Raw genomic sequence first — 12,574 nt, 5'->3', positions numbered from 1 at the left:
GGCCCCTGTGTCGCGCCGGTCACTGCTGTCTCGCGAAAGGTCTCCGTATGCTCTCCGGGAACGGTCGGCACCGTCGCCCCCGCCAGGCTCCGGCTCTCCTCGTCGCGGCCGGAGTGACCGGCTCCGCCATCGCGATCCCGCTCCTCGGGGCCTCCGGTGCCAGCGCGGCCGACGGCACGACCTGGGACCGGGTGGCGGACTGCGAGACCGGCGGCGCGTGGAGCCAGAACAGCGGCAACGGCTACTTCGGCGGCCTCGCGCTGTCCCAGGAGGACTGGGAGAAGTACGGCGGCCTCGACTACGCCGCGAGCGCCGACCTGGCCAGCCGCTCCCAGCAGATAGCCGTGGCCGAGAGAATCCTCGCCGACCAAGGGGTCGGCGCGTGGCGCACCTGCGGCCTGCTCTCCGGTCTCCAGCAGGACTCGCAGTCGGGCACATCCGATTCGTCCGACTCCTCCGAGCCGACCGACTCGCCGGGACTGCTCGACTCCTCCGAGTCGACCCCCTCGTCATCGACCCCGTCGTCGTCCCCGTCTCCTGACGCACCGTCGACGCCGGAGGGCGAACCGGCCAACTCCGACAAGTCGTCCGATTCCGCCGACTCCACGGCGCAGGGTCAGGAGCCCGACAGCTCCGACTCGGCCGGCTCCGAGAGTGACAAGCCCGACAACTCGCAGCAGGACGGCACCTCTTCGGCGCTGACCGACACCGGCTCCGGCCGCCACCGCGGCCCCAGCGCCGACGAGGACACCGCCGCCGTGGACGGCCGTACGGACGAGTCCTCGGGCCGGCACGCCTCGCGCGGCGGCGACGCCTCTCGGGGTGTGGCGGACGGCTCCTACGTCGTCCGCCCCGGCGACAGCCTCTGGTCCATCGCCGACTCCCTTGATGTCAGCGGCGGATGGCGCGCGCTCTACGCCGGCAACCAGCAGGCCGTCGGCACCGACCCGAACCTCATCCGCCCCGGTCAGAGGCTCACGGTAGAGGTCGAAGCGGACGAGAAGTAGCCGGTGGGGCAGAGCGGAAACGGCGGCGGAAGTCGCCCCGAAACCGCGCGAGTTCGCGTCATGTTTCGGGCTGAATGTCCCGTATAAGCGTGGTGAGAGATAGATCTCAGAAGCCCTGATCGTCTTTGAAATTCCGCGGATCGCGTGTCTACGGTCATGACCGCTCGTCACCGCGAGCCCCGGCTGCCGCAACGCCGAATCCTGCCAGCGGCCGTCCGGGAACAGTCGTCGCGTCAAGCGCCGTAGGCAGGAGCGGGGGACCCAAGGTAGGCGCCCGACCGGACAGTTGTGCCGGAAGGGCTTGGGGTGAAGCCGCGTCCCGGGAGGGGCGCGGCCGGGCAACTCAACCGGCCCGAACCCGACAGCTCACCTCGCAGGCGTCGGTGAGGGGATCCATCCATGCTGTTTTCCGGCAAGGGCAAGCACCGTCGTCCGTCCAAGGCCACTCGCGCCATCGCCGTCGCCGGTGTCGCCGGCGCCGCCGTCGCCGCCCCGCTGATGGCGGCCGGCAACGCCTCCGCCGCCACCGCCTCCGAGTGGGACGCCGTCGCCCAGTGCGAGTCCGGCGGCAACTGGTCCATCAACACCGGCAACGGCTACTACGGCGGTCTGCAGTTCTCGGCCTCCACCTGGGCCGGCTACGGCGGCACCAAGTACGCCTCCACCGCCGACCAGGCCACCAAGGCCCAGCAGATCGAGATCGCCGAGAAGGTCCTCGCGGGCCAGGGCAAGGGTGCCTGGCCGGTCTGCGGCAAGGGCCTGTCGAACGCCACCTACAGCGGCGGCGGCTCCTCCTCGAACGGTTCCTCGCAGCAGAGCGCCGAGACCCGCCAGACCCAGCAGCCGGCCTCCCGCTCCGAGGAGCGTCCGGCCGCCAAGAAGACCGTCACCACCCCGACCGGCAAGAAGGTCAAGAAGGGCGACGGCGAGTACAAGGTCGTCAAGGGTGACACCCTCAGCTCCATCGCCGCGGAGAAGAAGGTCGAGGGCGGCTGGGAGAAGCTCTACCAGCTGAACAAGGACATCATCGACGACGCCAACCTCATCTACCCGGGCCAGCAGCTGCACCTGAAGTAAGCAGCGGCCCGTCCCCGTCCCCACGGGCTCCCCGCCCCGGTGCGTGATCCCCCGTACGCACCGGGGCGGGGTCATTTCCGCCACCGTCTTTGTTCCGTTCGGAAACAATTTACTCTCGGTTCTGTCCATGGGATGGGCGACCCGGTGGCCGATCGGCCGGAGCCGGTTAGGCTCATGTCGCGAGCCACCGCGGCCCGCACCTCGCCGGGTCCACGCGACCCGCGTACCCGCGTCACATGAAGAAGGAGATGCTCGTGCCGTCCATCGACGTCGTCGTAGCCCGGGAAATCCTGGACTCCCGAGGCAACCCCACGGTCGAGGTCGAGGTCGGCCTCGACGACGGCAGCACCGGTCGTGCCGCCGTCCCGTCCGGTGCCTCCACGGGCGCCTTCGAGGCCATCGAGCTCCGCGACGGCGACTCGAACCGCTACCTCGGCAAGGGTGTGGAGAAGGCCGTCCTCGCGGTCATCGAGCAGATCGGCCCGGAGCTGGTCGGCTACGACGCCACCGAGCAGCGCCTGATCGACCAGGCCATGTTCGACCTGGACGCCACCGACAACAAGGGCTCCCTCGGCGCCAACGCCATCCTCGGCGTCTCCCTCGCCGTCGCCCACGCCGCCTCCGAGGCCAGCGACCTGCCGCTCTTCCGCTACCTGGGCGGCCCGAACGCGCACCTGCTGCCGGTGCCGATGATGAACATCCTGAACGGCGGCTCGCACGCCGACTCCAACGTGGACATCCAGGAGTTCATGATCGCCCCGATCGGCGCGGAGTCCTTCTCCGAGGCCCTGCGCTGGGGTGCCGAGGTCTACCACACGCTGAAGAAGGTCCTGAAGAGCAAGGGCCTGGCCACCGGCCTCGGCGACGAGGGCGGCTTCGCCCCGAACCTCGGCTCCAACCGCGAGGCCCTCGACCTCATCCTCGAGGCGATCAACGAGGCCGGCTACACCCCCGGCGAGCAGATCGCCCTCGCGCTCGACGTCGCCGCCTCCGAGTTCTACAAGGACGGCGTCTACACCTTCGAGGGCAAGGAGCGCTCGGCGGCCGAGATGACCGAGTACTACGCCGAGCTCGTCGAGGCGTACCCGCTGGTCTCCATCGAGGACCCGCTGTTCGAGGACGACTGGGAGGGCTGGAAGACCATCACCGACAAGCTCGGTGACAAGGTCCAGCTCGTCGGCGACGACCTGTTCGTCACCAACCCCGAGCGCCTCGCCCGCGGCATCGAGGAGGGCGCGGCCAACGCGCTCCTGGTCAAGGTCAACCAGATCGGCTCCCTGACCGAGACCCTGGACGCCGTCGAGCTGGCCCAGCGCAACGGCTTCAAGTGCATGATGTCCCACCGCTCCGGCGAGACCGAGGACGTCACCATCGCCGACCTGGCCGTCGCCACCAACTGCGGCCAGATCAAGACCGGCGCCCCGGCCCGCTCCGAGCGCGTCGCCAAGTACAACCAGCTGCTGCGCATCGAGGAGATCCTCGACGACGCGGCGGTGTACGCCGGGCGCAGCGCGTTCCCGCGCTTCAAGGGCTGATCCGGAAGGCCCGACCCGTAAGAGGCAGCGTCGTACGTACGTCCCCGTACCCGGTCCCGTACCGTGTCGGGGACGTACGCGCGTATGACGGCGGAGCGGGAGGCGGACGACATGGCTGTGAAGGACCGGGACCGGTTCTCCACCGCGACCAGGATCCGGTTGCTCGGCGAGCAGACCGCGGCCCGGGTCTACCGCTCCCAGACCCGGCGCCAGGCCCGCCGCTCCCGGCTGACCGGCCGGGCCGCGCTGCTCGCGCTGGTGATGTGCTCGCTGATCGTCGCCCTGGCCTACCCGATGCGGGAGTACGTCTCCCAGCGCGCCGAGATCGACGAGCTCCAGCGCGAACAGCAGCAGGCCCGCCAGCGCGTCGAACGGCTGCGCGACATGAAGGCGCGCTGGCAGGACGACGCCTACGCCGAACAGCAGATCCGGCAGCGGTTGCACTACGTCATGCCGGGGGAGACGGGGTTCATCGTCGTCGACCCGCACGCGGCGAAGCAGTCGCGCGCCGACCTCGGGGCGGCCGACCGCCCCTGGTACTCGAACATCTGGGACGGGGTCGACAAGTCCGACGCCTCCGACCAGTAAAAGTGACCCCAGAGAAAGACAGCCTGAAGACAGTCATGGAAACGCCCCCGCCGACCACCCCGCGCACCGAGCCCACCGACGCGGACGTCGAGGCCTTCAAGCAGCAGCTCGGTCGGCCCCCGCGCGGCCTGCGGGCCATCGCGCACCGCTGCCCCTGCGGGCAGCCCGACGTCGTCGAGACGGCCCCGCGGCTGCCCGACGGGACGCCGTTCCCGACGCTGTACTACCTGACGTGCCCGAAGGCGAACTCGGCGATCGGCACGCTGGAGGCGAACGGCGTGATGAAGGAGATGACCGAGCGGCTGGCCTCGGACCCGGAGCTGGCGGCCTCCTACCGGGCGGCGCACGAGGACTACATCCGGCGCCGTGACGAGATCGAGGAGCTGAAGAACTTCCCGAGCGCGGGCGGAATGCCGGACCGGGTGAAGTGCCTGCACGTGCTGGTGGCGCACTCGCTGGCCGCGGGTCCCGGGGTGAACCCGCTGGGCGACGAGGCGCTGGCCATGCTGCCGGAGTGGTGGCGCAAGGGCGCCTGTGTGACGACCGCCGAGGAGGACGCCCAGTGACCCGTGTCGCCGCCGTGGACTGCGGTACGAACTCCATCCGCCTGCTGGTCGCCGACGCCGACCCGGTGACCGGCGAGCTGGTCGACCTGGACCGCCGGATGACGATCGTCCGCCTCGGGCAGGGCGTCGACCGCACCGGCCGGCTGGCCCCCGAGGCGCTGGAGCGGACCTTCGCCGCGTGCCGGGAGTACGCGCGGATCATCAAGGAGCACGGCGCGGAACGCCTCCGCTTCGTGGCGACCTCCGCCTCCCGGGACGCCGAGAACCGGGACGAGTTCGTGCGCGGCGTGCTGGACATCCTCGGCGTGGAGCCGGAGGTGATCTCCGGGGACCAGGAGGCCGAGTTCTCCTTCACCGGCGCCACCAAGGAGCTCGCCGGGCGCGACCACCTGGCGAAGCCCTACCTCGTGGTGGACATCGGCGGCGGCTCGACCGAGTTCGTCGTCGGCGACGACCGGGTCCGGGCGGCCCGCTCGGTGGACATCGGCTGCGTCCGCATGACCGAGCGGCACCTGGTCCGGGAGGGCGCGGTGAGCGACCCGCCGTCCGAGGAGCAGATCGCCGCGATGCGGGCCGACATCGAGGCCGCGCTCGACCTCGCCGAGGAGACGGTCCCGCTGCGCGAGGCCCGCACGCTGGTCGGCCTGGCCGGCTCGGTGACGACCGTGTCGGCGATCGCCCAGGAGCTGCCCGAGTACGACTCGGCCGCCATCCACCACTCCCGGGTCTCCCACGACAAGGTCCGCGAGATCACCGACTGGCTGCTGCGCTCCACACACGCCGAGCGGGCGGCCGTGCCGTCCATGCATCCCGGCCGGGTCGACGTGATCGGGGCGGGGGCCCTCGTCCTCCTGTCGATCATGGAGCGCATCGGCGCGGAGGAGGTCGTCGTCAGCGAGCACGACATCCTCGACGGCATCGCGTGGTCGGTGGCGTAGCCCGCTTCTGAGCAGGCATGGATCACGGATGAGCGGGTCCGGGGGCTCGCGCGGGCCCCTCGGCGACAGCCCGTCGGAAAAGTTCGTGAAGTTCTTCACAAGGAATTCGGCCCTCCCGAGCGACGAGACGGGCCAGGTTGACCCATCCAGGGGCCCAACAGGCCTTTGAACATGTTCAGAAGCATGGTATGGAGGGGCTGGGGAAAGAGCCCGGAGCGGGACTCCGGGAGGCCCTCACAGGGGGTCGTCCGACCCAGAGAGGCAGCTCACGCGGCATTGACAACGGTCCGGGGTGCACAAAGGAGCCCCGTTGTCACCATGACATGGATCACGCGAGCCGCGGAGGATAACACACCCCCTGCCGAAGCTTGTGAAGGGGCGCACGAGCCACCCCCCTGAGGCGGGTGGATACTCGATGGCATGAGCACCACGGAGCGTCCCAGGATCCTCGTAGTAGGCGGTGGGTACGTAGGCCTGTACGCAGCTCGACGCATTCTGAAGAAGATGCGTTACGGAGAGGCGACCGTCACGGTCGTCGACCCCCGGTCGTACATGACCTACCAGCCCTTCCTCCCCGAAGCCGCCGCCGGCAACATCTCCCCTCGCCATGTCGTCGTCCCGCTGCGACGCGTGCTGCCCAAGGCGGAGGTCCTCACCGGCCGGGTCACCACCATCGACCAGGACCGCAAGGTCGCCACGGTCTCCCCGCTGGTCGGCGAGGCCTACGAGCTGCCCTTCGACTACCTGGTCGTCGCGCTCGGCGCGGTATCCCGCACCTTCCCGATCCCCGGCCTCGCCGAGCAGGGCATCGGCATGAAGGGCATCGAGGAGGCCATCGGCCTGCGCAACCACGTCCTCGAGCAGCTCGACAAGGCCGACTCCACCACCGACGAGGAGATCCGCCGCAAGGCGCTCACCTTCGTCTTCGTGGGCGGCGGGTTCGCCGGTGCGGAGACCATCGGCGAGGTCGAGGACATGGCCCGCGACGCGGCGAAGTACTACAAGAACGTGTCCCGTGAGGACATGCGCTTCATCCTCGTCGACGCCGCCGACAAGATCCTCCCCGAGGTCGGCCCCAAGCTCGGCAAGTACGGCAAGGAGCACCTCGAGGGCCGCGGTGTCGAGGTCTACCTGTCCACCTCCATGGACTCCTGCGTCGACGGCCACGTGGTGCTGAAGAACGGCCTCGAGGTCGACTCCAACACCATCGTCTGGACCGCCGGCGTCAAGCCCAACCCGGTCCTCTCCCGCTACGGCCTGCCCCTCGGCCCCCGCGGCCACGTGGACTGCGAGCCGACGCTCCAGGTCAAGGGCACCGACTACATCTGGGCCGCCGGCGACAACGCCCAGGTCCCGGACCTCGTCGGCCGCAAGGCGGGCAACGAGAACGCCTGGTGCCCGCCGAACGCCCAGCACGCGCTGCGCCAGGCGCGGGTCCTCGGCGACAACGTGCTGTCCGGCATGCGGGGCTTCCCGCAGAAGGACTACTCGCACGCCAACAAGGGCGCGGTGGCCGGTCTCGGCCTCCACAAGGGCGTCGCGATGATCGTCATGGGCAAGATGAAGATCAAGCTCAAGGGCCGTCTCGCCTGGTACATGCACCGTGGCTACCACGGCCTGGCGATGCCGACCTGGAACCGCAAGATCCGCGTCTTCGCCGACTGGACCCTGGGCATGTTCCTCAAGCGCGAGGTCGTCTCGCTCGGCGCCATCGAGACGCCGCGCGAGGAGTTCTACGAGGCCGCCAAGCCGGCCCCGGTCGCCTCCGCGCCGAAGGAGAAGACCGAGGAGAAGGCCAAGGCCTCCTGACCTCCGGTCCCCACCGCCCTGCCGAAGGGCCTCCCGCCGTCCGTGGTGCGGGAGGCCCTTCGGCGTGTGGGGCGGGCGGTCCGGCCGGGATACGTGCCCGGGTTCCGGTGGGCCAAAGGGCGAACGGCGGCCGGTTTTGCACGGAGATGACGCGTGCCGGGGACTGCGCCGAAGCCCCGCAGGTGTTTACGTGGTGTCGGACATTCCGGGATTCCCCGTCACGGAGGTGTACACCATGGCAGACGCCGCGCTGCGGCTCCAGGGCCTGTTCGCACAGTTGCTGGGCGCACCGCTCCCCGTGCGTATCCGCGCCTGGGACGGTTCGCAGGCGGGCCCGCCGGGCGCGCCGATCCTGGTCGTACGCAACCGCCGCGCCCTGCGCCGCCTGCTGTGGAAGCCGGGCGAACTGGGGCTGGCCCGCGCCTGGGTGGCGGGCGACCTCGACATCGAGGGCGACCTGTACGCCACCCTCGACCTGCTCGCCGGTCTCATCTGGGAGCGCGGCGAGGACGCCCGCACCCTCGCCGAGGTCCTGCGCGACCCCGAGGCCCGCGCCGCCGTCCGCGGACTCGTCAAGCTGGCCGGGGCCCCGCTGCCGCCCGCCCCGCCCCGCGAGGAGGCCCGCAGGCCCCGCCGCCACCTGCACACCAAGCGCACGGACAGACGCGCCATCAGCCACCACTACGACGTCGGCAACGACTTCTACGAGATCGTCCTCGGCCCGTCCATGGTGTACTCCTGCGCCTACTGGCCCACCCCGGACAGCACCCTCGAACAGGCCCAGCACGACAAGCTCGAACTCGTCTGCCGCAAGCTCGGCCTGAACCCCGGTCAGCGGCTGCTCGACGTCGGCTGCGGCTGGGGCTCCATGGCCGTCCACGCCGCCCGCGAGCACGGCGTGAGCGTCGTCGGCGTCACGCTCTCCCAGGAGCAGGCCGCCTACGCCCGCAAGCGCGTCGCCGACCAGGGCCTCACCGACAAGGTGGAGATCCGCGTCCAGGACTACCGCGACGTGCGCGACGGGCCGTACGACGCCGTCTCCTCCATCGGCATGGCCGAGCACGTCGGCGCCGAGCGCTACCTGGAGTACGCCGCCGACCTGTACGACCTGCTCAAGCCCGGCGGGCGGCTCCTGAACCACCAGATCGCCCGCCGCCCGCAGCGGAAGGAGACCGAGTACAGCGTCGACGCCTTCATCGACTCCTACGTCTTCCCCGACGGCGAACTCCAGCCCGTCGGCATCACCGTCACCCAGCTGGAACGCGCCGGCTTCGAGGTGCGCGACGTGGAGTCGATCCGCGAGCACTACGGCCTCACCCTGCGCCAGTGGGTCGCCCGCCTGGAGGCCGACTGGAAGCGTGCCGTCCAGCTCACCAGCCCGGGCCGCGCCCGGGTCTGGCGCCTGTACATGGCCGCCTCCGCGCTGGCCTTCGAACGCAACCGCATCGGCGTGAACCAGATCCTCGCCGTGCGCACCCCCGAGTCGGGGGAGTCGGGCCTGCCGCTGCGGGCCCGCACCTGGAACTGAGAACGGCGAAGGGCCCCTTTCCCCGGCTGGGAGAGGGGCCCTCGCGCATCCCCGCTACTCGGCCTTGATCGCCTCCAGCATGTTCAGCCGGGCCGCCCGCCGGGCCGGCCACAGCGCCGCGAGGACGCCCACGGTGGCGGCCAGAAGGAGGAAGATCCCGATCCGGGCCCAGGGCAGGACCAGCTCGTACGTCGGGAGCCTGGTGGCCAGCAGCTCACCCGCCGCCCAGCCGAAGAACACGCCAAGGCCGATGCCCAGCACCGCGCCGAACAGGGAGATCACCAGGGACTCCAGGCGGACCATCCGCTTGATGCCCTTGCGGTCCAGGCCGATCGCGCGGAGCATGCCGATCTCCTGGGAGCGTTCGAAGACCGACATGGCCAGGGTGTTGATGACACCGAGGACCGCCACGATCACCGCCATGGCGAGCAGGCCGTAGACCATGTTCAGCATCAGCGTGAACATCTGCGCGATCTCGTTGGAGATGTCCTGCTTGTCCTGAACCTTGATCGCGGGGTTGGTGCCGAGGGCCTTCTCCAGCCTGTCCTGCGTCGCGCCGGACGTGCCGTCGGCGGTCTTGACCATGACCTTCATGTTGTACGGGTCCACCAGGTGCGGGGCGAGGACCTTCTCGTCGACCAGGATGCCGCGCAGGAAGTCGTTGCTCTCGTAGGTCCCGGCGACCGTCAGCCGCTGCTTCTCGCCGTCCTCGAAGGCGGCGGTGAAGGCGGAACCGGGCTTCCAGCCGTAGGACTTGGCGGTCTCGCTGTCGACGACGATGTCGGTGCCGCCGACCTTGAAGGAGCCTTCGTCGACCTCGGGGCCGACCAGGTCGCCGATCGCGGCGCCGTTGACGCCGGTCAGGTAGTGGGACTCGCCGTCGATCCGGGACTCCCCGTTGACCATCGGGCTGGTGGCGGTGACGCCGTCGGTCTGCTTCAGCTTCTTCTCGACGTCCGGCGACAGCGGGTTGCCGTTCGCCATGGACACCACGTAGTCGGCCTTGACCGATGCCGACGCCATCTTCTCGATGGCCTGCTGGAGGCTGCCCGCCATCACCGTCATACCGGTGATCAGGGTCAGGCCGATCATCAGCGCGGAGGCGGTGGCGGCCGTACGGCGCGGGTTGCGCACCGAGTTCTGACGGGCCAGCTTGCCGGAGACCCCGAAGACGCGCAGCACCGGTGCCGCGGCGGCGATCAGCGGGCGGGACAGCAGCGGGGTCAGGATGAACACGCCGATGATCAGCAGTGCGGCGCCGAAGCCCATGGGCACCTGGCCGTCCGAGCCGTCCATCGTCGAGGCCGCCAGGACCACCGCGATGCCCGCGGCCGAGACCAGGGCGCCCAGCGTGTTGCGCAGCACCAACGACTTGGTCGTGGCCTTGGCGTGCACGCTGTTCATGGCCGCCACCGGCGGGATCTTCGCGGCCCGGCGGCCCGGCAGCCACGCCGCCAGCATGGTCACCAGGATGCCGACCGCGAGCGCGGTGACGATCGTGGCGGGCTTGACGATCAGCGGCCCGTCCGGGACGGTCGCGTCGAACGAGCCCATCAGGGAGCGCAGTCCGGCTCCGATGCCGATGCCCGCGACCAGCCCGGTCACGGCGGCGACCGCGCCGACCACGAACGCCTCGATGAGCACCGACCGCGTCACCTGCCGGCGGGAGGCGCCGACCGCCCGCATCAGCGCCAGCTCCTTGGTGCGCTGGGCGACCAGCATGGTGAAGGTGTTGGCGATGATGAACGTGCCGACGAACAGGGCGATGCCGGCGAAGACCAGCAGGGCCGTCTGCATGCCGCTCATCGACCGGGAGATCGCCTCGGCCTGCTCGTCGGCGAGCTGCTTGCCGGTGGTGGTCGAGACGGTGCCCTTCGGCAGCGCCTTGTCCAGCTCCGCCTTCAGCGCGGCCTGCGTGACACCCGGCTTGGCCTTGACGTCGATCTGGTCGTACAGGCCCGCCTTGCCGAACAGCTGCTGGGCGGTCGCCGTGTCGAACAGGGTGAGGCTGCCGCCGGCCGCGACGTTGCCGTCGTCGGTGGTGAAGATGCCGGTGATCCTCGGGGTGAGGACCGGTCCGTCGACCGACATCCGCACGGTGTCGCCGACCTTGTAGCCGGCGCGCTTCGCCGTCTCGGAGTCGATGAGGATCTCGCCCCGGCCCTTGGGGGCGTGGCCGCTGACGAGCGGGTAGCGGGGGTCCTTGGTGCCCCAGTAGTTGCCGCCCTGCGACTGGAAGCCCTCACCGATCAGCTTGCCGTCCTTGCCGGCGATGGCCGTGAAGTCCTGCACGACCCCGATGGCGGAGGCGGCACCGGGCACCCGCTCACTCTTGTCGAGCACGGCCTGGTTCAGTTCGTGGAGTTTGCCGACCTGGTCGCCCTTGGCGTCCTGGTACTCCGCCGTCAGGGCGACGTCGACCTGGTCGAAGCCCTTGGCGGAACTCTTCTGGTAGGCGTCGGAGATGGTGTTGGTGAAGACCAGGGTCCCCGACACGAAGGCCACGCCGAGCATCACGGCGAGGACGGTCATCAGGAGCCGGGCCTTGTGCGCGAGCACATTGCGCAAGGCGGTACGGAACATGGGTTCTTCTTCTCAGTCCTGTCGGTCCTGACGGGGGATCAGCTGGTGCGGCCCTTGGCGTCGAACGCCTTCATGCGGTCCAGGACGGAGTCGGCCGTGGGCCCGTGCATCTCGTCGACGATCCGGCCGTCCGCCAGGAAGACGACCCGGTCCGCGTAGGCCGCGGCCACCGGGTCGTGGGTCACCATCACCACCGTCTGGCCCAGTTCGCGCACGGAGTTGCGCAGGAAGCCCAGCACCTCGGCGCCGGAGCGGGAGTCGAGGTTTCCGGTGGGCTCGTCACCGAAGATGATCTCGGGCCGGGAGGCCAGCGCCCGGGCCACGGCGACGCGCTGCTGCTGGCCGCCGGAGAGCTGGGAGGGCCGGTGGCCGAGCCGGTCCGCCAGACCGACCATCCCGATGACGGAGTCCAGCCACTGCCGGTCCGGCTTGCGGCCCGCGATGTCCATCGGGAGGGTGATGTTCTCCAGGGCCGTCAGGGTCGGCAGCAGGTTGAACGCCTGGAAGATGAAACCGATCTTGTCCCGGCGCAGCTTGGTCAGCTGCTTGTCCTTCAGGGAGCCCAGCTCGGTCTCGCCGATGCGCACCGACCCGGAGGAGAAGGTGTCGAGACCGGCCACGCAGTGCATCAGGGTCGACTTGCCGGAGCCGGAGGGGCCCATGATCGCGGTGAACTCGGCCTGCCGGAAGTCGATGGAGACCCGGTCCAGGGCGACCACCTGGGTCTCACCCTGCCCGTAGATCTTCGACAGATCCGTGGCGCGCGCGGCCACGGTGGTGGCCCGGTCGGTGAGGGATGCGGTGGTCACGGGATGGCACTCCTGTCGGGAGGACGGTGTTGGGGAAGGACGTGTTCCATCCTCCGGGTCCCACACCGTCATGTAGTCACCCGCTGTTCCGGTTCCGGGGACCGACTGCGGTCGGACTGCGCGGGGCAGTGTCA

The 12,574-nt window shown here is 70.1% G+C and carries 10 protein-coding genes and 1 riboswitch; of the genes, 8 read left to right on the top strand and 2 right to left on the bottom strand.

The window, feature by feature from the left end; all coding sequences use genetic code 11:
- Positions 1-47: 47 nt before the first annotated feature.
- The 8 genes from IE255_RS31960 to IE255_RS31925 all read left to right on the top strand — a co-directional run bounded on the left by IE255_RS31960 (position 48) and on the right by IE255_RS31925 (position 9,048).
- Complete coding sequence (locus IE255_RS31960; RefSeq protein ID WP_190053882.1) at positions 48-1,007, top strand: LysM peptidoglycan-binding domain-containing protein; 960 nt, start codon at positions 48-50, stop codon at positions 1,005-1,007.
- Between the two features lie 228 nt (positions 1,008-1,235).
- A riboswitch (cyclic di-AMP (ydaO/yuaA leader) is annotated at positions 1,236-1,402 on the top strand.
- A gap of 4 nt (positions 1,403-1,406) precedes the next feature.
- Positions 1,407-2,084, top strand: a complete 678-nt coding sequence (locus tag IE255_RS31955; protein ID WP_190053881.1) for a LysM peptidoglycan-binding domain-containing protein — start codon at positions 1,407-1,409, stop codon at positions 2,082-2,084.
- Between the two features lie 254 nt (positions 2,085-2,338).
- The gene (eno, locus tag IE255_RS31950) at positions 2,339-3,619 is read left to right on the top strand and encodes a phosphopyruvate hydratase (protein WP_190054010.1); all 1,281 of its coding nucleotides are present in this window, start codon (positions 2,339-2,341) and stop codon (positions 3,617-3,619) included.
- A 111-nt stretch (positions 3,620-3,730) separates the two neighbouring features.
- On the top strand, positions 3,731-4,207 hold the full coding sequence (locus tag IE255_RS31945) for an FtsB family cell division protein (RefSeq protein ID WP_190054009.1): 477 nt from the start codon (positions 3,731-3,733) through the stop codon (positions 4,205-4,207).
- A 35-nt stretch (positions 4,208-4,242) separates the two neighbouring features.
- On the top strand, positions 4,243-4,773 hold the full coding sequence (locus IE255_RS31940) for a DUF501 domain-containing protein (RefSeq protein WP_190053880.1): 531 nt from the start codon (positions 4,243-4,245) through the stop codon (positions 4,771-4,773).
- Positions 4,770-5,711, top strand: coding sequence for a Ppx/GppA phosphatase family protein (locus IE255_RS31935; RefSeq protein ID WP_190053879.1), 942 nt, complete (start codon positions 4,770-4,772; stop codon positions 5,709-5,711). The genes IE255_RS31940 and IE255_RS31935 overlap by 4 nt, the downstream gene beginning before the upstream one ends.
- A gap of 420 nt (positions 5,712-6,131) precedes the next feature.
- Positions 6,132-7,520, top strand: coding sequence for an NAD(P)/FAD-dependent oxidoreductase (locus tag IE255_RS31930; protein WP_190053878.1), 1,389 nt, complete (start codon positions 6,132-6,134; stop codon positions 7,518-7,520).
- 235 nt (positions 7,521-7,755) lie between these two features.
- Positions 7,756-9,048: a class I SAM-dependent methyltransferase gene (locus tag IE255_RS31925; protein WP_190053877.1), complete on the top strand. Its 1,293-nt coding sequence runs from the start codon at positions 7,756-7,758 to the stop codon at positions 9,046-9,048.
- 54 nt (positions 9,049-9,102) lie between these two features.
- Here IE255_RS31925 and IE255_RS31920 read toward each other — a convergent pair whose 3' ends face one another.
- Together IE255_RS31920 and IE255_RS31915 are read right to left on the bottom strand one after the other, a co-directional pair.
- On the bottom strand, positions 9,103-11,631 hold the full coding sequence (locus IE255_RS31920; protein ID WP_190053876.1) for an ABC transporter permease: 2,529 nt from the start codon (positions 11,629-11,631) through the stop codon (positions 9,103-9,105).
- A 38-nt stretch (positions 11,632-11,669) separates the two neighbouring features.
- Positions 11,670-12,440, bottom strand: coding sequence for an ABC transporter ATP-binding protein (locus IE255_RS31915; protein ID WP_190053875.1), 771 nt, complete (start codon positions 12,438-12,440; stop codon positions 11,670-11,672).
- Positions 12,441-12,574: the final 134 nt, after the last annotated feature.

This window comes from Streptomyces lomondensis, from assembly GCF_014651035.1.
Taxonomy (GTDB): domain Bacteria; phylum Actinomycetota; class Actinomycetes; order Streptomycetales; family Streptomycetaceae; genus Streptomyces; species Streptomyces lomondensis.
Note: the sequence above shows the minus strand (reverse complement) of the source record. Positions and strands in the feature narration are given on the sequence as shown.